Annotated in this window: 25 protein-coding genes; 8 read left to right on the top strand and 17 right to left on the bottom strand. The window is 63.3% G+C overall.

The window, feature by feature from the left end:
* Positions 1-2: 2 nt before the first annotated feature.
* From FJ424_RS08890 to FJ424_RS08910, 5 genes are all read right to left on the bottom strand, one after another.
* Complete coding sequence (locus FJ424_RS08890; RefSeq protein ID WP_140642836.1) at positions 3-734, bottom strand: peptidase; 732 nt, start codon at positions 732-734, stop codon at positions 3-5.
* A gap of 134 nt (positions 735-868) precedes the next feature.
* The gene (locus FJ424_RS08895; protein ID WP_140653025.1) at positions 869-1,663 is read right to left on the bottom strand and encodes a transglutaminase family protein; all 795 of its coding nucleotides are present in this window, start codon (positions 1,661-1,663) and stop codon (positions 869-871) included.
* A gap of 21 nt (positions 1,664-1,684) precedes the next feature.
* Positions 1,685-2,626 carry an alpha-E domain-containing protein gene (locus FJ424_RS08900; protein ID WP_140642842.1) on the bottom strand — a complete coding sequence of 314 codons (942 nt, stop codon included), beginning with the start codon at positions 2,624-2,626 and terminating at the stop codon, positions 1,685-1,687.
* 130 nt (positions 2,627-2,756) lie between these two features.
* Entirely contained in the window at positions 2,757-4,169 is a 1,413-nt protein-coding gene (locus FJ424_RS08905; protein WP_181181547.1) for a circularly permuted type 2 ATP-grasp protein, read from the bottom strand.
* 167 nt (positions 4,170-4,336) lie between these two features.
* Positions 4,337-4,573 (bottom strand): Lrp/AsnC family transcriptional regulator, encoded by a 237-nt coding sequence (locus tag FJ424_RS08910; RefSeq protein ID WP_040995065.1) that lies wholly within the window; start codon positions 4,571-4,573, stop codon positions 4,337-4,339.
* A 216-nt stretch (positions 4,574-4,789) separates the two neighbouring features.
* Between FJ424_RS08910 and FJ424_RS08915 the strand changes: the two genes are divergently transcribed.
* Positions 4,790-5,209 carry a DUF4864 domain-containing protein gene (locus FJ424_RS08915; protein ID WP_140653023.1) on the top strand — a complete coding sequence of 140 codons (420 nt, stop codon included), beginning with the start codon at positions 4,790-4,792 and terminating at the stop codon, positions 5,207-5,209.
* Positions 5,210-5,293: 84 nt separating this feature from the next.
* On the opposite strand, the gene tgt is transcribed toward FJ424_RS08915, so the two are convergent.
* The 7 genes from tgt to coaD form a co-directional block, all read right to left on the bottom strand.
* Positions 5,294-6,424 (bottom strand): tRNA guanosine(34) transglycosylase Tgt, encoded by a 1,131-nt coding sequence (tgt, locus tag FJ424_RS08920; RefSeq protein ID WP_140653021.1) that lies wholly within the window; start codon positions 6,422-6,424, stop codon positions 5,294-5,296.
* Positions 6,417-6,686, bottom strand: coding sequence for a hypothetical protein (locus FJ424_RS08925; protein WP_140653019.1), 270 nt, complete (start codon positions 6,684-6,686; stop codon positions 6,417-6,419). Before FJ424_RS08925 ends, tgt begins: the two co-directional genes overlap by 8 nt.
* Positions 6,676-7,764, bottom strand: coding sequence for a tRNA preQ1(34) S-adenosylmethionine ribosyltransferase-isomerase QueA (gene queA, locus FJ424_RS08930; protein WP_140653017.1), 1,089 nt, complete (start codon positions 7,762-7,764; stop codon positions 6,676-6,678). The genes FJ424_RS08925 and queA overlap by 11 nt, the downstream gene beginning before the upstream one ends.
* Positions 7,764-8,213: a DMT family transporter gene (locus tag FJ424_RS08935; RefSeq protein ID WP_140653015.1), complete on the bottom strand. Its 450-nt coding sequence runs from the start codon at positions 8,211-8,213 to the stop codon at positions 7,764-7,766. Before FJ424_RS08935 ends, queA begins: the two co-directional genes overlap by 1 nt.
* Positions 8,214-8,223: 10 nt before the next feature.
* Positions 8,224-8,736, bottom strand: a complete 513-nt coding sequence (locus tag FJ424_RS08940; protein ID WP_140653014.1) for a peptidylprolyl isomerase — start codon at positions 8,734-8,736, stop codon at positions 8,224-8,226.
* Between the two features lie 31 nt (positions 8,737-8,767).
* Positions 8,768-9,298, bottom strand: coding sequence for a peptidylprolyl isomerase (locus FJ424_RS08945; protein ID WP_246677191.1), 531 nt, complete (start codon positions 9,296-9,298; stop codon positions 8,768-8,770).
* 77 nt (positions 9,299-9,375) lie between these two features.
* Positions 9,376-9,876 carry a pantetheine-phosphate adenylyltransferase gene (gene coaD / locus FJ424_RS08950; protein WP_140642862.1) on the bottom strand — a complete coding sequence of 167 codons (501 nt, stop codon included), beginning with the start codon at positions 9,874-9,876 and terminating at the stop codon, positions 9,376-9,378.
* Positions 9,877-10,067: 191 nt separating this feature from the next.
* On the opposite strand from coaD, the gene FJ424_RS08955 reads away from it, so the two are divergent.
* Positions 10,068-10,220: a hypothetical protein gene (locus FJ424_RS08955; RefSeq protein WP_095765297.1), complete on the top strand. Its 153-nt coding sequence runs from the start codon at positions 10,068-10,070 to the stop codon at positions 10,218-10,220.
* A gap of 51 nt (positions 10,221-10,271) precedes the next feature.
* Here FJ424_RS08955 and gyrA read toward each other — a convergent pair whose 3' ends face one another.
* Both gyrA and FJ424_RS08970 read right to left on the bottom strand, forming a co-directional pair.
* The gene (gene gyrA / locus FJ424_RS08960) at positions 10,272-13,061 is read right to left on the bottom strand and encodes a DNA gyrase subunit A (protein WP_140653011.1); all 2,790 of its coding nucleotides are present in this window, start codon (positions 13,059-13,061) and stop codon (positions 10,272-10,274) included.
* 385 nt (positions 13,062-13,446) lie between these two features.
* The gene (locus tag FJ424_RS08970; RefSeq protein ID WP_140642866.1) at positions 13,447-14,274 is read right to left on the bottom strand and encodes an AraC family transcriptional regulator; all 828 of its coding nucleotides are present in this window, start codon (positions 14,272-14,274) and stop codon (positions 13,447-13,449) included.
* 85 nt (positions 14,275-14,359) lie between these two features.
* Here FJ424_RS08970 and FJ424_RS08975 point away from each other — a divergent pair, with 85 nt between their 5' ends.
* The 3 genes from FJ424_RS08975 to FJ424_RS08985 all read left to right on the top strand — a co-directional run bounded on the left by FJ424_RS08975 (position 14,360) and on the right by FJ424_RS08985 (position 16,024).
* Positions 14,360-14,890, top strand: a complete 531-nt coding sequence (locus tag FJ424_RS08975; RefSeq protein WP_140653009.1) for a hypothetical protein — start codon at positions 14,360-14,362, stop codon at positions 14,888-14,890.
* Between the two features lie 32 nt (positions 14,891-14,922).
* Entirely contained in the window at positions 14,923-15,300 is a 378-nt protein-coding gene (locus FJ424_RS08980; protein ID WP_140642871.1) for a VOC family protein, read from the top strand.
* A 94-nt stretch (positions 15,301-15,394) separates the two neighbouring features.
* Complete coding sequence (locus FJ424_RS08985; RefSeq protein WP_140653007.1) at positions 15,395-16,024, top strand: MarC family protein; 630 nt, start codon at positions 15,395-15,397, stop codon at positions 16,022-16,024.
* Between the two features lie 50 nt (positions 16,025-16,074).
* Here the strand turns inward: FJ424_RS08985 and FJ424_RS08990 are convergent, their stop codons facing one another.
* Genes FJ424_RS08990 through FJ424_RS09000 form a run of 3 tightly spaced genes read right to left on the bottom strand, consistent with a single transcriptional unit; the run spans position 16,075 to position 17,488 of the window.
* On the bottom strand, positions 16,075-16,509 hold the full coding sequence (locus FJ424_RS08990; protein WP_140653005.1) for an OsmC family protein: 435 nt from the start codon (positions 16,507-16,509) through the stop codon (positions 16,075-16,077).
* A 30-nt stretch (positions 16,510-16,539) separates the two neighbouring features.
* Entirely contained in the window at positions 16,540-16,938 is a 399-nt protein-coding gene (locus FJ424_RS08995) for a DUF2306 domain-containing protein (protein ID WP_140653004.1), read from the bottom strand.
* Positions 16,939-16,972: 34 nt separating this feature from the next.
* Complete coding sequence (locus FJ424_RS09000; protein WP_140653002.1) at positions 16,973-17,488, bottom strand: single-stranded DNA-binding protein; 516 nt, start codon at positions 17,486-17,488, stop codon at positions 16,973-16,975.
* Between the two features lie 194 nt (positions 17,489-17,682).
* Between FJ424_RS09000 and FJ424_RS09005 the strand changes: the two genes are divergently transcribed.
* From FJ424_RS09005 to FJ424_RS09015, 3 genes are read left to right on the top strand one after another with little or no spacing between them, the layout of a single operon-like run.
* Positions 17,683-18,063, top strand: a complete 381-nt coding sequence (locus FJ424_RS09005) for a cupin domain-containing protein (RefSeq protein WP_246677190.1) — start codon at positions 17,683-17,685, stop codon at positions 18,061-18,063.
* Between the two features lie 44 nt (positions 18,064-18,107).
* Positions 18,108-18,422, top strand: a complete 315-nt coding sequence (locus FJ424_RS09010) for a metalloregulator ArsR/SmtB family transcription factor (RefSeq protein WP_140642883.1) — start codon at positions 18,108-18,110, stop codon at positions 18,420-18,422.
* Complete coding sequence (locus tag FJ424_RS09015; RefSeq protein ID WP_140653001.1) at positions 18,419-18,892, top strand: SRPBCC domain-containing protein; 474 nt, start codon at positions 18,419-18,421, stop codon at positions 18,890-18,892. The genes FJ424_RS09010 and FJ424_RS09015 overlap by 4 nt, the downstream gene beginning before the upstream one ends.
* Positions 18,893-18,903: the final 11 nt, after the last annotated feature.

Below are 18,903 nucleotides of genomic sequence, written 5' to 3' on the forward strand. Positions count from 1 at the left end.
CCCTACCCCGGAAAATCCGGCAGATTTGAAAAGGCCAGTTTCAGCGCGCTGGACCAGCCGTCCGAAATGGTGCGGTAGTAAGGATCGTCATGGCCGATCCGCCGGTTCAGCCCCACCTTGAACGCATCCTGTTCCATGAACAGAAGATCGAGCGGCAGCCCGACCGAAAGGTTGGATTTCAGCGTCGAGTCGAAGGATACCAGCAGCAGCTTCACCGTCTCCGCCAGGCTCATTGTCCGGTCATAGGCACGGATGATGATCGGCTTGCCGTATTTCGTCTCGCCGATCTGGAAGAAGGGCGTGTCGTCGGTCGATTCGATGAAATTGCCTTCCGGATAGATCATGAACAGCCTGGGCGGGCTGCCCTTGATCTGGCCGCCGAGGATGAAGGAAGCATTGAAATAGGCGTCCGCCTTCTCGCCGTCGGGCGACGCATGCGCGATCGCTTCCTTGACCGTATCGCCGACCAGCCGCACCGTCTGGTACATGGATGGGGTCTCGAGCAGTTTCCCATGGCGGTCGCCGACCGCCTTGTTGCGCTCGTCGAGCAGGCTGACGACGGCCTGCGTCGTGGCAAGGTTGCCCGCCGACATCAGCACGATGACGCGCTCGCCGGGCTGTTCCCACACATGCATCTTCTTGAAGGTCGATATCGAATCCATGCCGGCATTGGTGCGCGTGTCCGACATGAACACGAGCCCGCGATCGATCTTGAGGCCGACGCAATAGGTCATGGTCGCTCTTCTGCGAAAGCAATTCCAGGAAGAACGTGTAGCGGTTTTCCGTCTGGAATTGCGTGAAAACAAAGAGATAGAGCGGTTCGGTGATTCTATCAAACGCTGAACCGGTCTGGCGATTGCGGCGCAGATTACTGCTCTACCGTGACGGTCACGGCAAGCTTCTCTTGCGCCTGCCCCAGCAATATCCCCGACACCGGCGAGGCATCGCGATAGTCGCGCCCCGTCGCCACCCGCACATAGCGTTCGTCGGGAGAGATACCGTTCGCCGGGTCGAAGGACACCCATCCGAGCCCGACGACATAGGCCTCGGCCCAGGCATGGCTTGCCGCCTGCTCGACGGCAGCATCCATCATCAGGTAGCCGCTGATATAGCGGGCGGGAAAACCAAGCGCGCCCGCCGCGGCGATGAAGATATGGCTATGGTCCTGGCAGACGCCGGATTTCAACGCGAGCGCCTCCTCCGCCGGCGTCAAGACGCTGGTGGTGCCTGGCCTGTAGGCGACGCGTTCGCCGATAGCGCCCATCAGCCGGTGCAGTCGCTCGATCTCGGTGCCCTGTCCGACCGCGCCGGCCAATTCGCGGATGCGCTCGCCGGCAGTGGTGAGCTGCGTCTGCTGTGCGAACAGCCAGAGCGGCGCAAAGCCCTGATGCGGGCCCGTCACCCCCGCCGTATCATGCGTGGTCACGTCTCCGGCGGCCTCGACGGTGATCGAGTTCTGGCCGCTCTCGGCGCTCACCAGCCGCATGTCGTTGCCGAAATGGTCGGTGAAGCGCACCTCCTCGCGCGCGCCCTCGACCTTGATCGCCCAGGAGTCGACGGTCTGCGTACGCCCGCTGGAAGGCAGCAGGCGCAGCCGCTGCAGCAGATACTGCACCGGCTGATCGTAGCGGTACTCGGTGCGATGGGTGATCTTGAGCCGCATAGCGCTCGCCCTCGGCTGTGCTCAGTAGAACCGGTAATCCTGGGCGATCTCGTCGCCCAGCCTGGTGTTGTCGCGAATGAACTCGGCCAGGAACTCGTGCAAGCCGTGGTCGAATATGTCCTTGATCGACCCTCTCTTGAGCAATGCCTGGATCTTCTCGGCCGTGGCATGGCAGGCATGGCGCTCGCCATAATCGTCGGCGAGGAATTTCAGATGCTCGCCAAGGAAGCGGTAGCAGAAGGTCAACGAGCGCGGCATGCGCACGTTGAGGATCAGATAGTCGGCGATGTTTGTCGGCTTGTAGTCGGCTTCGTAAACCCAGCGATAGGAGCGGTGTGCCGACACCGAGCGCAGGATCGACTCCCATTGGTAGTTGTCCAGCGTCGAGCCGACCCAGGACAGCGAAGGCAAGAGCACGTAATATTTCACGTCGAGGATGCGAGCCGTGTTGTCGGCGCGCTCGACATAGGTGCCGAGCTGCGAGAAGTCGAAAATCTCGTTGCGCAGCATCGTGCCGTAGAACGAACCGCGGATCAGCGCCGTCTCGCGCTTGATGGCATCGAGCACCGTCGGCAGGTCGCGTTCGTCGATCGGCCTCGCCAGCATGCGCTTCAGCGACATCCAGGCTTCGTTGATGCTTTCCCAGGTCTCGCGCGTCAGCGCCGTGCGCACCATGCGGGCATTGTTGCGCGCCGTCTCGATCGACGACATCGTGCTCGACGGGTTCGAAGTGTCGCGCAGCAGGAAGTCGGAGACGTTGGCGGCGGTGTAGTCCTGGTATTTCCGGCTGAAGGCGATGTCCGAGCCGGCGCTGAGCAGCACCGAGTTCCATTCCTCCGAAGCGCTCTGCGTGCGCGTCAGCGCCATGCGCAATCCCGCGTCGACCAGGCGCGCCATGTTTTCGGCCCGCTCGATATAGCGGTTCATCCAGTAGAGACCGTTTGCGGTGCGGCCGAGAAGCATGTCAGGCCCTTCGGGTTAGCGAATAGGGAATAGGGAGTAGTGAGTAGTGAATTTTCGAACTTCGACCGAATGTGGCATTGCTCTTTCCCCTACTGACTACTGACTACTGACTATTCCCTACTCACTCATCTCAATCATCCAGCACCCAAGTGTCTTTCGTGCCGCCGCCTTGCGAAGAGTTCACCACCAACGAGCCTTGCTTCAGCGCGACACGCGTCAAGCCGCCCGGCACGATCTGGATACGATCCGAAACCAGCACATAAGGCCTGAGGTCGACATGGCGCGGCGACAGGCCCTTCTCGGTCAGGATCGGGCAGGTCGACAGCGCCAGGGTCGGCTGGGCGATGTAGTTCGAGGGCTTCGCCTGCAGCTTCTTGGCAAACTCCTGGCATTCCTTCTTGGTCGCCGCCGGGCCGACCAGCATGCCGTAGCCGCCGGAGCCGTGCACTTCCTTGATGACGAGCTCGCCGATGTGCTCGAGCACATATTTGAGGCTGTCCGGCTCCGAACAGCGCCAGGTCGGAATGTTGCCGAGGATCGCCTTGCGGCCGGTGTAGAACTCGACGATCTCCGGCATGTAGGAATAGATCGCCTTGTCGTCGGCGATGCCGGTTCCCGGCGCGTTGGCGATGGTGATGTTGCCGGCGCGGTAGACATCCATGATGCCGGGCACGCCGAGCGCGGAATCCGGCCGGAAGGTCAGCGGATCGAGGAAGTTGTCGTCGACGCGCCGGTAGAGCACATCGATCTGCTTGTAGCCCTCGGTCGTGCGCATCGCCACATGGCCGTCGACGACGCGCAGATCCTGCCCTTCGACGAGTTGCACGCCCATCTGGTCGGCGAGGAAGGCGTGTTCGAAATAGGCCGAGTTGTAGGAACCCGGCGTCAGCACCGCGATGGTCGGCGCGCCCTTGCTGCTTTGCGGCCGCACCGCGGCGAGCGACTGGCGCAAAAGCTGCGGGTAGTTCTCGACCGGCCGCACCTTGATCTTCTGGAACAGCTCTGGAAAGAGCTGCATCATTGTCTCGCGGTTCTCCAGCATGTAGGAGACGCCGGACGGCGTGCGGGCGTTGTCCTCCAGCACATAGAACTCGTTCTCAGAGATGCGGACGATATCGACGCCGATGATGTGGGTGTAGACGCCGGCCGGCGGCCTCACCCCGATCATCTCGGGCAGGAAGGCCTCGTTCTTCGCGACAAGCTCCCTCGGCACGCGCCCGGCGCGCAGAATCTCCTGGCGGTGGTAGATGTCGTCGAGAAAGGCGTTCAGCGCCTGCACGCGCTGTTCGATGCCTTGCGTCACCCGGCGCCATTCCTGGCCGGAGAGGATCCGCGGGACGATGTCGAAAGGGATCAGCCGCTCGGACGCCTCCTGCTCGCCATAGACGGCAAAGGTGATGCCGGTCTTGCGGAAGACGCGCTCGGCGTCCTGCATTTTCTGGGTAAGCCTGGCCGGGTCCTGCTCCTTCAGCCAGCGATCGTAAGCCTCATAAGGTCTTCTCAATCCGGAGACTTCCGGAAGCATTTCGTCGAACGCTGCCAATCGCGTACTCCCCTCTGGACCATTTCACTGGCCTCGCCGGAGAAAATCAAGCGCAATCGGTGATTTAGGACGCGATGGTGGCCGCTCTATGCGAATTGCCTAAATTTAAGGCATGAGCGGCAAGGCCGGGTCAGTTGCTGCTTCCCGGCGGGGCATCGCCAGGTCCGTCAAAACGCCCGGAAGGTCACGATCGTGAAGGTGTCCTTGATTCCAGGCAGAATCTGCACCCGCTCGTTGACGAAGTGGCCAACATCTTCCTCGTCGTCGATATAGAATTTGGCGAGCAGGTCGTAATTGCCGGCGGTCGAGTAGATCTCGGAGGCGATCTCGGCATCGGCAAGCGCGCTGGCGACCTCATAGGACTTGCCCAGGTCGCACTTGATCTGCACGAAAAATGCCTTCATTGCCCGGTCCTGCCAGCCTGCTTCATGAATAAGCGGCCCTTGTGGCAGACTGCTGCCCGGCTTTCAAGCATCAGCCGGCGCGCGCCGTTCTTGACGACCGCCTAGGCAGGGCGCTCCGGCGTCGAAACGGCGAAATCTTGCGAAGGGATGAAACCGCCGGGCATCGAAGCGCGTATGTTAGATTGCATTCGCCAAGCGAGTTCCGGGAGGCAGGCCATGCGCCGCATATTGTTCGCACTAGCTCTTGTTCCGATGTGGATAGCCTCGCTTGCCTTTGCCGGCGATGCCGAGATCAAGACCGCGCAGGCAGTCATCGACAGCCAGTTGAAAGCCTTCATCGCCGATGACGGCGCCACCGCCTACAGCTTCGCCGCGCCGAACGTGAAGCAGATCTTTCCGACCGTGGATACCTTCATTAACATGGTGACGAACGGCTACGCGCCGGTGCGCAAGCCCCAGTCCTATTCCTTCGGCAAGGTCGAGCAGACCGGGCCGGGTTCGATCGTCCAGCAGGTGCTGATCGTCGGACCCGACGGCAAGGACTATGAGGCGGTCTACACGCTGCAGCAGCAGGCGGACGGCAGTTTCAAGATCACCGGCTGCAGCCTGCGCACCTCGACTTCGGTCAGCACCTGAACAATTCCAGGAAAAGTGTGAGCGGTTGGGCTCGGCGTCTTCGCCGTGGCCTTCCGTCCGTAATTGCGCCAGAACAATGCGGCGTCATAGCGCCCGGATATCGCCCCTCGCCCAGCCCTCGGTGATCTCCGCCGCCCGCGTCTCAAAAGCCTGCGCCTCGATGGCCGCCCGGATGTCCTGCATCAGCCTCTGATAATAGGACAGGTTGTTCCAGGTCAGCAGCATGGCGCCGAGCGCTTCCTGCGAGCGCACCAGGTGATGCAGGTAGGCGCGCGAATAGTCGCGCGCGGCCGGGCAGTCGCTTTCTTCGTCGAGCGGCCGCGGATCGTCGGCATGGCGGGCGTTCCTGAGATTGACCTTGCCGCGCCGCGTGTAGGCAAGGCCATGGCGGCCGGCCCGCGTCGGCATCACGCAGTCGAACATGTCGATGCCGCGCGCCACCGATTTCAGGATATCGTCCGGCGTGCCGACGCCCATCAGGTAGCGCGGCTTGTCGGCCGGCAGTTCCGGGCAGGTGATGTCGAGCATCTCCAGCATCACCGACTGCGGCTCGCCGACCGCCAGCCCGCCGACGGCATAGCCTTTGAGGTCCATCTCCTTCAGGGCTTGAGCGGAGCGCACACGCAAGGCCGCGCTGTCGCCGCCCTGGACGATGCCGAACATCGCCTTGCCCGGCTGGTCGCCGAACGCCGCCTTGCAGCGCTCTGCCCAGCGCAGCGACAATTCCATGGCGCGCTCGATCTCCTCGGGCTTGGCCGGAAGTGCGGTGCATTCGTCGAGCTGCATCTGGATGTCGGAATCCAGCAGTCCTTGGATCTCGATCGATCGCTCCGGCGACATCTCGTAGGGCGCGCCGTCGATATGCGAGCGGAAGGTGACGCCCTGTTCGGTCAGTTTCCTGAGCTTCGACAGCGACATGACCTGGAAGCCGCCGCTGTCGGTCAGGATCGGATGCGGCCAGCGCGCGAACTCGTGCAGCCCGCCAAGCCGGGCCACGCGCTCGGCGCCCGGCCGCAGCATCAGATGGTAGGTATTGCCGAGGATGATGTCGGCGCCGACCCCGCGCACCTGGTCCATATACATGGTCTTGACGGTGCCGCCGGTGCCGACCGGCATGAAGGCCGGCGTGCGGATCTCGCCGCGCGGCATCGAGACCAGGCCACGCCTGGCCTTGCCGTCCGTGGCAAGCACCTTGAAGGAAAAAGTCTCAGCCATTGAATTCCTTGTCGTGCAGCGGCGCGGCCGGCGCCTGCTCGTCCAGCGACTGCCGGTAGCGGATGCAGCCGCGCATGAATTTCGGCCATGGCGGCACGGCGATCGCAGGTTCGGTCTTTTCCGGCAAAAGGTCCCAGAGATCGGGGTGATGCCAGCACAGATCATGCCCGGTCGCGTCGCGATGCGCGCGGATGCCGGCGCGCAGCTTCTTCACCTCCGCGATCAGCCTATCGCGGTCCATGCCGTCGAGATCATCGTCCATCGCTGGTCTCCGCCCGGTAAAGCAGGCTGGCGTCGCCATAGGAATAGAACCTGTAACGGTTCTCGATGGCATGCGCATAGGCCGAACGCATCGTCTCCAGCCCGCTGAAGGCCGAGACCAGCATGAACAGCGTCGAGCGCGGCAGATGGAAATTGGTCATCAGCATGTCGGCCGTGCGGAAGCGATAGCCGGGCGTGATGAAGATGTCGGTGGGACCGGACCAGGGCTCGATCCTGCCATCATCGCGCGCTGCGCTCTCAAGCAAGCGCAGCGACGTCGTGCCGACGCAGACGATCCGCCCTCCCCGTGCCTTGGCCGCGTTGAGCGCCGCCGCCGTTTCCGGGCTCACCGAGCCGGTCTCGGCATGCATCTTGTGGTCGGCCGTGTCGTCGGCCTTCACCGGTAAAAAAGTGCCGGCGCCGACATGCAGCGTGACGAAGCGGCGCTCGATGCCCTTGGCGTCCAGCGCGGTAAACAGCTCCGGCGTGAAATGCAGGCCGGCGGTGGGGGCAGCGACCGCGCCCTCTTCCCGGGCATAGATGGTCTGGTAGTCGGCGCGGTCGCGCTCGTCGTCGTCGCGCTTCGAGGCGATATAGGGCGGCAGCGGAATATGGCCGACGGCATGCAGCGCCTCGTCGAGGAACTGTCCGGAAAGGTCGAAACCGAGCAGCGCCTCGCCCGCCTCGCCCTTTTCGAGCACCGTGGCGTCGAGCTGGCCGAGGAAGCAGGAATTGCCGTCATGGCCGAAATGGATGCGGTCGCCGGCGGCGATGCGCTTGCCCGGCCGCATGAAGGCCTGCCAGCGATCCGGCGCCATCCGCATGTGCAACGTCGCCTCGACCTGCGCCACCGCCTCGCCGCGCCTGCGCATGCCCTTCAGCTGTGCCGGGATGACCTTGGTGTCGTTGAACACCAGCACGTCGCCTTCGCGAAGCAGCGACGGCAATTCGCCGACAAGGCGGTCTTGCGGCGTCTCGCCCGGTTTGACGACCAGGAGCCTGGCGCTGTCGCGCGGCTCAGCCGGGCGAAGCGCGATGCGCTCTTCCGGCAGCTCGAAGTCGAACAGGTCGACGCGCATCAGTAGAGCCGGATGAGCAGCGCCCCGGCAAGCAAGAGCACGGCGCCGGCGACACGGCCAAGCGAGATTTCGCGCACCGCCACGCCAAGGAAGCCGGCGCGGTCGATCAGCATGCCGGCGATCAGCTGGCCGGCGACCAGGAAGGCCATCAGCGCCGCGGCGCCGATACGTGGCGTGAGGATCGTCGACAGCGTCACATAGAAGCCGCCGAGCATACCGCCGGCGACGAACAGCCATGGCGCCGGCGCCTTCCAGTCGAGCTCGATGCCCTGCAGCTTCACCACCGAGATGGAGATGATGCCGAGCACGATGGCGCCGGACAGGAACGAGAACGCCGCGGCGGCCACGGGAAGGCCGAGGCCCTTTGCCAATTGCGAATTGATCGGCGCCTGGATGGCGATGAAGGCGCCGGACAGGATGCCGAGCAGGGACCAGACAGCGCCCATCATCGTTCCGCCCCTACTTGACGTCTGCCGCGACTTTCAGCGAGACGATCTTGTCGGGATCCTGCACAGGCTCGCCGCGCTTGATCTTGTCGACATTCTCCATGCCTTCGATGACCTGGCCCCACACCGTGTACTGGCGGTTGAGGAAGGCGGCATCGTCGAAGCAGATGAAGAACTGCGAATTCGCCGAATTCGGGTTCTGTGCCCGAGCCATCGAGCAGGCGCCGCGTCCGTGATTGGCGTTGGAGAATTCGGCCTTCAGGTCCGGCTTGTCGGAGCCGCCCATGCCCGCGCGCGACGGCGCATAGGTGGGCTTGCTCGAATTGCCGAACTTGACGTCGCCGGTCTGCGCCATGAAGCCATCGATGACGCGGTGGAACACCACGCCGTCATAGGCGCCTTCGCGCGCCAGCTCCTTGATGCGGGCGACGTGGCCGGGCGCCAATTCAGGATACATTTCGATGACGACCTGTCCCTTGGTCGTTTCCAGGATGAGCGCGTTCTCGCGGTCCTTGATCTCAGCCATGTCACAAAAATCCTTTTGAAAATTGAGGGAGTTATTTGCCGTCGGCGGCGATGCGAACCTTGATCATGCGGTCGGGGTCGGTGACCGTGCCGTTGTCGGCCTCGTCGCCCTTCTTGATCTTGTCGACGAGATCCATGCCGCCGACGACCTTGCCGACGATGGTGTACTGGCCGTCGAGGTTCGGCGCGGGCGCGAACATGATGAAGAATTGCGAGTTGGCCGAATTCGGGTCCTGCGAGCGGGCCATGCCGACCACGCCGCGCGCGAACTGCTCGCTCTGCGAGAACTCGGCCGGCAGGTCGGGAAGATCGGAACCGCCGGTGCCGACGGCTTCGGGGTTGAAGCCCTTCTTCATATTGCCGAATTTGACATCGCCGGTCTGCGCCATGAAGCCGTCGATGACGCGATGGAAGGCGACGTTGTCATAGGCGCCGTCGCGCACCAGCTTCTTGATCTGCGCGACGTGCTTGGGCGCCAGGTCGGGACGCAACGCGATGGTCACGTCGCCGTCCTTCAGCGTGATGATCATGGTGTTTTCCTTGTCGGCGGCGACGGCCGGCATGGATGCCGCGAAAAGGCCGGCAAGCACGACGAGGAACGAAGCGAGCTTCTTCAGCTGCATAGGAATCTCCGGGAAGTCTATTTGGTGAACTTGGCGGTGAGCGCGCCGGCGACGGCCGCTGGCACGAAAGGACGGATGTCGCCGCCCATCGACGCAATCTGGCGCACAAGTGTGGCGGTAATGGTGCGCACGGACGGGCTGGCGGGCAGAAAAACCGTCTGCAACTCCGGCGCCATCGTCTCGTTCATGCCCGCCATCTGCATTTCGTAATCGAGGTCGGTGCCGTCGCGCAGCCCCCGGATCATGATCGAGGCGCCGTGCTTGCGGGCCGCGTCGATGACAAGGCCGTCAAAGGAAACGACCTTGATGCGACCGCCGTCGCGGCCGAACTCGGCCTTGGTTGCCGCCTCGATCAGCTCCACGCGTTCCTCGAAGGAAAACAACGGCTTCTTGCCCGGATGGGTGCCGATCGCCGCATAGACGGTGTCGGCCACCGCCAGCGAGGCCTTGAGCACGTCGAGATGGCCGTTGGTCAGCGGGTCGAAGGAGCCGGCATAAAGGGCGGTGCGTTCGGTCATGGCAGGCTTCTAGCGAGCCTCTCGAACAAAGGCAAATCCCATCGATTGCCCGGCCGTGAACCTTTCCGCGCCGATGAACGACAGATGAATGCGGCGATCACGAACATTTCACGCAGCGTTCACCAAGTTGCCGCTTCAAGGGGTGAAACCAAATCCCCATGTCATCGTTGTAAGTCCAGGAGAACACGCAAATGCTGATCTACATGCTTGCCACTGCAATGACCATCGTGATGCTGATCGCGACCGCATTCGGGTTGCATCAGGAAGCAGCGCGGGTGCGCGTCAAGGCCAACACCAAGCGGCTCGATGGTTTCGCCCATCGCAACGTTTATCGTCGCCACTGATCTCCACCATGACCGAGCCGGCCCAAAGGGCCTGTTAAGCCGGGTGAAAGCCTATTCGCTCCCGCCCATATCGTCGTCCGCGCCAGTCTCGCTCGAAGACACCTCCTCGACCTCATCGTCGGCCTGCGGCTCCGAAATCCGCTCCACCGACACGACCTTCTCGCCTTCGGCCGTGTTGAAGATCGTCACGCCCTTGGTGGCCCGGCTGGCAAAGCGTATGCCGTTGACCGGCACGCGGATGACCGTGCCGCCATCCGAAACCAGCATGATCTGATCGTCATTGCCGACCGGGAAGGTCGCAACCAGCCGGCCGATCTCAGCTACCTTCGACACATCGGTGGCTCGGATGCCTTTGCCGCCGCGGCCCGTTAGCCGGAAATCGTAGGAAGACGAGCGCTTGCCGTAGCCATACTCGGTCACCGTCAGCACAAGTTTTTCATGCGCCCTGAGGAACTCGTAGCGCTCCTCGGAAAGCTCGGCTTCCTCGCCGATTTCCTCATTGGTGAGCGCAATCTCCTCCTCCTCGGCCGCGCCGCCGGCGGCAAGCCGGCGCTCGGCCGCGGCGCGCTTCAGATAGGCGGCGCGCTCGGCGGGCGACGCATCGACATTCTCGATGATGGACATCGAGATGATGCGGTCGGTCTCGGCCATGGTTATGCCGCGCACGCCGACGGAATTGCGGCTTTGGAAGACACGCACATCGGAGACGGGGAAACGAATGCACTGGCCGGAATTCGCCGTCAGAAGCACATCGTCATTGTCGGTGCAGGTCTCGACGCCGAGGATCTCGTCGCCCTCTTCCTCCAGCTTCATGGCGATCTTGCCGTTGCGGTTGACCTGGACGAAGTCGGACAGCTTGTTGCGGCGCACGGTGCCGCGTGTGGTCGCGAACATCACGTCGAGCTCGCCCCAGCTGGTTTCGTCCTCCGGCAGCGGCATGATCGTCGTGATGCGCTCGCCCTGCTCGAGCGGCAGCATGTTGATCAGCGCCTTGCCGCGCGATTGCGGGTTGCCGATCGGCAGCCGCCAGACCTTCTCCTTGTAGACGATGCCGCGCGAGGAGAAGAACAGCACCGGCGTGTGCGTGTTGGCGACGAACAGGCGGGTGACGAAATCCTCTTCCTTGGTCGACATGCCGGAGCGGCCCTTGCCGCCGCGGCGCTGCGCCCGGTAGAGCGAGAGCGGCACACGCTTGATGTAGCCGGAATGGCTGACGGTGACGACCATGTCCTCGCGCTGGATCAGGTCCTCGTCTTCCATATCCGAACCGCCGTCGGTCAGCTCGGTGCGGCGCGGTGTGCCGAACTCGTCACGGACCGCGACCAACTCATCCTTGACGATCTGCTGTATGCGCGCGCGCGACGACAAAATATCAAGGAAATCAACGATTTCAGCGCCGATCTGGTTCAATTCATCGGCGATCTCGTCGCGACCGAGCGCGGTCAGGCGCTGCAGGCGCAGGTCAAGGATGGCGCGCGCCTGTTCCTCGGACAGATTATAGGTTCCATCCTCGTTGATGCGGTGGCGCGGATCGTCGATCAGCTGGATCAGCGGAGCGACGTCGTGTGACGGCCAGCGCCGCTCCATCAACTGCTCACGCGCCGTCTGCGGATCCGGCGCGGTGCGGATCAGCTTGATCACCTCGTCGATATTGGCCACGGCAATCGCTAGGCCGACCAACACATGCGCCCGCTCGCGCGCTTTCCGCAACAGATACTTCGTGCGGCGGCTGACGACTTCCTCGCGGAAGCCGACAAAGGCCTTCAGCATGTCGATCAGCGTCAGCACTTCCGGCTTGCCGCCGTTGAGCGCCACCACATTGGCGCCGAACGAAGTCTGCAGCGGCGTGAAGCGGTAGAGCTGGTTGAGGACGACGTCGGCCACGGCGTCGCGCTTCAACTCTACGACGACGCGGTAGCCCTGGCGGTCACTCTCGTCGCGGATGTCAGAAATGCCCTCGATGCGCTTGTCGCGCACCAGTTCGGCCATCTTCTCGATCATCGAGGCCTTGTTAACCTGATAAGGAATCTCGGTGACCACGATGGATTCGCGGTCATTGCCGCGCTGCTCGATCTCGACGCGACCGCGCATGACGATCGAGCCGCGGCCCGTCGAATAGGCGTTGTAGATGCCCGAACGGCCAAGCACGATGCCCCCGGTCGGGAAATCCGGACCGGGCACGATCTCCATCAGCGCCGTCAGGTCGATCGCCGGATTGTCGATGAGAGCGATGGCGCCGTTGCAGACCTCGACGAGATTGTGCGGTGGAATGTTGGTGGCCATGCCGACGGCGATGCCGCCGGAGCCGTTGACCAGAAGGTTCGGGAAACGGGCCGGCAACACCTTGGGCTCGCTGCCGGACGCATCGTAAGTATCCTGGAAATCGACAGTTTCCTTGTCGATGTCCTCCAAGAGCTCATGCGCGACCTTGGTAAGCCTGGACTCGGTGTAGCGCATCGCCGCCGGCGGATCGCCGTCGATCGAGCCGAAATTGCCCTGACCGTCGATCAGCGGCACGCGCAACGACCAGTCCTGCGCCATGCGCACAAGCGCATCATAGATCGAAGCGTCGCCATGCGGATGGTATTTACCCATCACGTCGGCAACCGGGCGGGCCGACTTCACATATTTGCGGTTCCAGTGGTAGCCGCTCTCATGCGAGGCGTAGAGGATGCGGCGATGCACGGGCTTGAGGCCGTCGCGCACGTCGGGCAGCGCGCGGCTGACGATTACGCTCATGGCGTAATCGAGATAGGAGCGCTGCATCTCCTCGATGATCGAAATCGGCTCGATGCCGGTGGGGCCGCCGTCCGGCCCGCGCGGTGTCTTCTGGTCGGTCAAATCAGGTCACAATCCAGTCGGGAATCACTGCATGCTTATATAGGAAACCTTGCCGAAACTCCAATGTCGGCCGGACTTTTCCAGAGACAATTTTGATGGTAATTTCAAATGGATACCGCTGATTGCGACGATATGGCCACAGTCGTTTTCGCCGTCGTGCGGCAAGGTCGGCGATGGATCGGGCAAAAACCGCAAGCGCAATGAACCTGGCCTCATGGTTGCCTTTGCGGACGCTGGGCGGCTGGAGTGTCAGGGACCGTGAAGAACTTCGACAAGGCGATGAAGCAAGCGCTCGTTCTGGCCAAAGGTAAGGACGCGGATTACCTGCCGGGCTGGTGCGGCCCGACATCGGACTGACGAAAAATCCGGCTGACAGCGACAGACCTCATCGGCCCGTGCGGCGGGCGCGATAGGCGCCGGGAGCTTTCCCCATCTCGCGCCGGAACCGGCGGTTGAAGGTCGACAGATCGTTGAAACCGGCGTCGAAAGCGATCGTCGAGATCGCGGCATTTGACGTGCGCAGTTGCACCGCGGCACGGTGCAACCTCGTCCTCAGCAGGAACTGGTAGGGCGTCATGCCGGCAACGTGCCGGAAAATGCGCAAGAAATGATAAGGGCTGGTAGCCGTGCCGTCGGCAAGCTCGGTCAGCGACAGCGGCCGTTCGGCATTGAGCTCGATCAGCCGCACCGCCTCGGCAACGCGTTTCTGGTCGCGACGGCTGGGTATCCGGGTAGGTCCGGAGAAACCTGTCGCAGCGGTGGCCACCGCGCCGGCCATGCGCAGGCCGAGTTCCTCGAACGCTCCGTCGTCACCGGTTTCTCGCGCCGCCTCCGCCTCGGCCAGTAGCGGCGCCAGCGCCGGCCGGGGCGGCAGGCGCGGATCGGCAAAGCCGAGCCGTTTCGCGCCCGGCAGTTCGGCCACGACGCGCTCCAGATAGGCCGGCGAGAAATGGAAGGAGAGGCAGCGGTCGCCGGCGCCGTGCTCATGCCCGCATTCGTAGCAGGCGCCGGGGTTGCCGAGCAGGATGGCGCCCGGCGCCAGCATTGCCGTGCCCTGGCTCGTGCGATAGCGGAACGTGCCCCTGGTCACCGCGGCGACGCAGAAGCTCCGATGCTCTTCCTCGAACGGCCTGTCGCCGGCGACTGCCGTGCAGATCACGTCGAACACCTGCCAGCCATGTCCGCAAGCCAGAGTTTTCTGCGCGGTGGTCATGGCTGAAGGATAGCAATTTTTCCCAAGCGAAGAACCCAGCCATGCCGCTATTGCTCGCCCTCTCCTGACAAACGAGGCAGCAACAATGACCGATCCCTTTGCCGAGGCCCTGCACAGCGACGGCTCCAATCCGGATCTTGCCGAAAAACTGAAGCTCTACGGCCGCTTCATCGGCGCCTGGACCTTCGACGCCACGCGCATTCTCGAAGATGGCACCAGGCTCACCGGGCGCGGCGAGGTGCATTTCGGCTGGGTTCTCGAAGGCAGGGCCGTGCAGGACGTCTGGATCCTGCCCGCGCGCGACGCCGGCCCCTCCCCGTCGCTCGGACCATGGACCTTCTACGGCACGACGTTGCGCGTCTACGATCCCGGTGCCGACGCCTGGCACATCTTCTGGAGCGATCCGCGCAACCAGTATTACAGCCGGCAGCTCGGCCGCGCCGAGGACGACACCATCGTCCAGGTCGGCGCCGACGGCACCGGCGCGTCGGTGCGCTGGAGCTTTTCGCGCATCACCGGGAACTCGTTTCGCTGGCTCGGCGAACGCTCGCATGACCACGGCTTGACCTGGCGCATGGAGGTGGAATTCCTGGCCCGCCGCACGACTCCAGCCTGAGCGATCAACCAATTGTAATCATGGAGGAAACAATGCTTGACCATGTCTCGATCGGTGTCCGCAACGCCGGCGCTTCGAAACGCTTCTACGATGCCGCGCTCGAGCCGCTCGGTTATTCCTGTCTCAGCCAGTCGCCCGGCTCCCTCGGTTATGGCGCCCAAACAGTCCAGCTTTGGGTGAACGACGCCGAACGGCCGGTTCCGGCCGAAGCGGAGTCTGGCTTGCATTTCTGTTTCTCGGCGTCGACGCGCGCCAGCGTCGACGCCTTTCACGCCGCGGCATTGCATGAAGGCGGCAAGGACAACGGCGCGCCCGGGCTCCGGGCGGCCTATGGGGACAACTACTACGCCGCCTTCGTTATCGACCCGGACGGCTACCGCCTGGAAGCCTTTTGCGGCAGGCCCGAATAGCCGGCTGTTTTCCCCTTCCGCGCTGTTTCCAGCGCCTGGGCTTTGCTCTACCAATTGCAGAGTCTGGGCTTCGCCCGGCGGGAGGGGACCAGCGATGCCGAGTTTCGACAGCCTGTTCAACGCCTTCGTCACCATCCTGGTGACCATCGACCCGCCGGGGCTGGCGCCGCTCTTCCTCGCCGTGACGCGCGGCATGAACCGCGAGGAGCGTCAGCAGGTCTCGGTGCGCGCTTCGGTGATTGGCTTCCTGGTCATGGCGCTGTTTGCGATCGCCGGCGCCTCGATCCTGTCGGTGTTCGGCATCACGCTGCCGGCCTTCCGCGTCGCCGGCGGTTTTCTCTTGTTCTTCATCGCCTTCGAGATGGTTTTCGAGCGCCGCCAGGACCGCAAGGAAAAGATCGGCGACGTCGCCATCACCAAGGACATGATCCACAACATCGCCGCCTTCCCGCTGGCGATCCCGCTGATCGCCGGCCCCGGCGCCATTTCGGCAACCGTGCTCTTATCGGGATCCTTCCAGGGTTTTGGCGCGCAGGCAGCGCTGGTCGGCATCATAGCGATCTGCCTGGTGATCACGTTTCTGGTGTTCGTGCTGTCGGAACGCATCGACCGCATCCTCGGCCAGACCGGCCGCTCGATCCTGACCAGGCTTCTGGGTGTCATCCTGGCGGCCTTGGCGGTGCAGTTCGTGGCCGACGGCGTCAGGGCGCTGATGGCCGCTTGAGCAGTACCCTACTGCCTACTGCCTACTGCCTACTGCCTACTGCCTACTGCCTACTGCCTGCCTACTGCCGCCGTTTCGACCACTTCAAAATCATGCGTGATGGTCGCCGTCTTCGCCATCATGGCGCTGGCCGAGCAGTATTTCTCGATCGACAGGTCGATCGCGCGTTTCACCTTGTCGTGCGACAGGGCACGGCCCTTGACGATGAAATGCATGTGGATGCGCGTGAACACTTTTGGATCGGCCTCGGCCCGGTCGGCGTCGAGCTCGACCACGCAATCCTCGACCGCCTCGCGTCCTTTCTCGAGGATGTGCACGACGTCATAGGCCGAGCAGCCGCCGGTGCCGATCAGCACCAGCTCCATCGGGCTCGGTCCCGGCGTCTTGCCATCAGGCCGGTTCGCCGTGCCCAGCACGACCTTGTGGCCGCTGCCGGATTCGCCGACGAAGGTGCGTTCCTCGACCCATTTGATGCGTGCTTTCACGTTGATCTTCCTTATGAGGTTCCTGCCGCCCTACCGTCCGAACACGACGGCATGCATGATCCGGCCGGGCAGAAGCGTGAAGATGCCGGCGCCGACCAGCGCGAACAGATAGAGCTTGATCATGGCGCCGCGATGCGCGGTTACCTTATGCGTGTGCGCATACCAAGCCGCCAGCGGCACGGTGACCAGTACCAGGATCGACAACAGATGGATCGGGCTGAACGGACCGACGAGCCGGATTTGCTGGATCCAGAAACTGGATATGGCGATGACCAGCATCAGCGTCACCCAGGCATAACCCATCACCCGGTGCCGCGTATTGCCCTTGGGCAGCGCCAGCTGGGCGCCGCCCACGGCGAGCGCGGCGAAGGCCGCGAATGCATGCCATGGAATGGGAGGAGGCGCCGACAGAAGCGGTCCGAGCGACATCGCGCCTTCCCCTCAGACGACCGTTTCGAGACGCTTAGAACGGGATCTCGTCGTCCAGCTCGCGCGACGAGCCGCCGCCACCGCCGCCCCTGGAACCGCCGCCGCCACGGCCTTCATTCGGACCGGACTGGCCGAAATCCGAGCCACGGCTGTTGCCGCCGCCGGAATAATTGCCGACCTGGCCGCCGCCGCCCTCGCCGCGCGCGTCGAGCATCTGCAACTCGCCTCGGAATTTCTGCAGCACGACTTCGGTGGTGTATTTGTCGGCACCGGTCTGGTCTTGCCATTTGCGGGTCTGCAGCTGACCCTCGACATAGACCTTCATGCCCTTCTTCAGATACTGCTCGGCTACCTTGGCGAGCTGGTCGTTGAAAATGACGACGTTATGCCACTCGGTCTTTTCCTTACGCTCGCCCGAGTTCTTGTCGCGCCAGCTTTCCGACGTGGCGATGCGAATGTTGACGACCGGATCACCGGAATTCAGGCGGCGGATTTCAGGATCCGCTCCGAGATTGCCGACCAGAATGACCTTGTTGACGCTACCCGCCATCTTACTTCTCCGCGCTCATCCGAAACAAATTTTAAGTCGCTCACTTTACAGCCTGTGGGTCGCCGCCGCCCGCACAGGCTGGCTTTTCCCACAAGGTTTTTGTTCTCTTTTCGTTCTAGTCCTGGCCGCAGCCTCTGTCAAGGAATGTCAGCAACAGGTAGTATTCCTGCGCAGGAAACAAGGGGGACATCGGAATGAACATTGTTTCGCATGAGGATCAGCCGCGCGAAACGTGGCGAGCCGGAGTCGAAACCCGCATGCATGTTGCCGCCGTCAATGGCGCGACCGGCCTTTGTATATTCGAGCAGTGGGTCGGATCAGGTACCGGCGCGCCGACGCACGCGCACACGGTCGAGGAAGTGCTGACGGTGATTGCCGGCGAAGCCGAAATGTGGATCGACGACCGACGCGCCGTGCTCACGGCCGGGCACTCGCTGATCATTCCCGCGCACTGCAAACATGGCTTTCGAAACGTCGGTTCCGGCACGCTTCACATCCAAGCCGTGCTCGCATCGCCGGTGTTCGAGGCAAGCTTCGACGGAGCCGCGGCGCCGGTGAGACGCTGGACATCTTAAAACAACACTTGCCAAATCAATAAGTATCGACTTATGCTTCTATCATGATCGAAGCAGAGATTTTCCGCGCTCTGGCCGACCCGACGCGACGCGCCGTCTACGAGCGGCTGACTGCCGGCGAGATGAGCGTGAGCGAACTGCGCGCCGGCATGAGCGTGTCGCAGCCGGCGGTCTCGCAGCACCTTGCCGTGTTGCGCGGCGCCGGCCTGGTGGTCGAGCGGCGCGCCGGCCGCAACGCCTATTACCGCGCCGATCCGCAAGGGCTCGACCCGCTGCTCGGCTGGATCGAACGCTACCGCGCCTTCTGGCCGGAACGCATCGAGAAGTTGAAGACGGTTCTGAAGGGGATGGACCAATGACCAAAGCAGGGAACCCGACAGCGGCCGAGGCGCCGCTCAGCTTCGAATGCGACCTCCCCGAGCCGCCGGAAAAAGTTTGGCGGGCACTGACCGAGCCGGAGCTGCTCGCCGCCTGGATGATGCCGAACGACATGAAGGCGGAAGCCGGCAGCCGCTTCGCTTTTGCCGGCCCGGATGCGCCGATCGAATGCGAGGTGCTCGAGGCCGAGCCCGGCAGGCTGCTGCGCTATTCCTGGCGCGAGCGGCCTGGCGCGGACGATGGCGAACTCCCGGCCTTCGACAGCATCGTCACCTTCACGCTGGCGCGCACCGCTTCCGGCGGCACGCATCTCAGCATCGTCCATGACGGCTTCGCGCAGGCAGCGCAGCCTCTCGTCGCCATCTCGGGCGCCGGCTGCGGGCTTTCGCTCGATGCGCGCAAAAATCCAATCGCCGCCAATGCGCCCTGCATGATGCTGCGCGCGGCCTGATCAGATCGAGG

The organism is Mesorhizobium sp. B3-1-8 (assembly GCF_006439495.1).
In the GTDB taxonomy this organism is placed as follows: domain Bacteria; phylum Pseudomonadota; class Alphaproteobacteria; order Rhizobiales; family Rhizobiaceae; genus Mesorhizobium.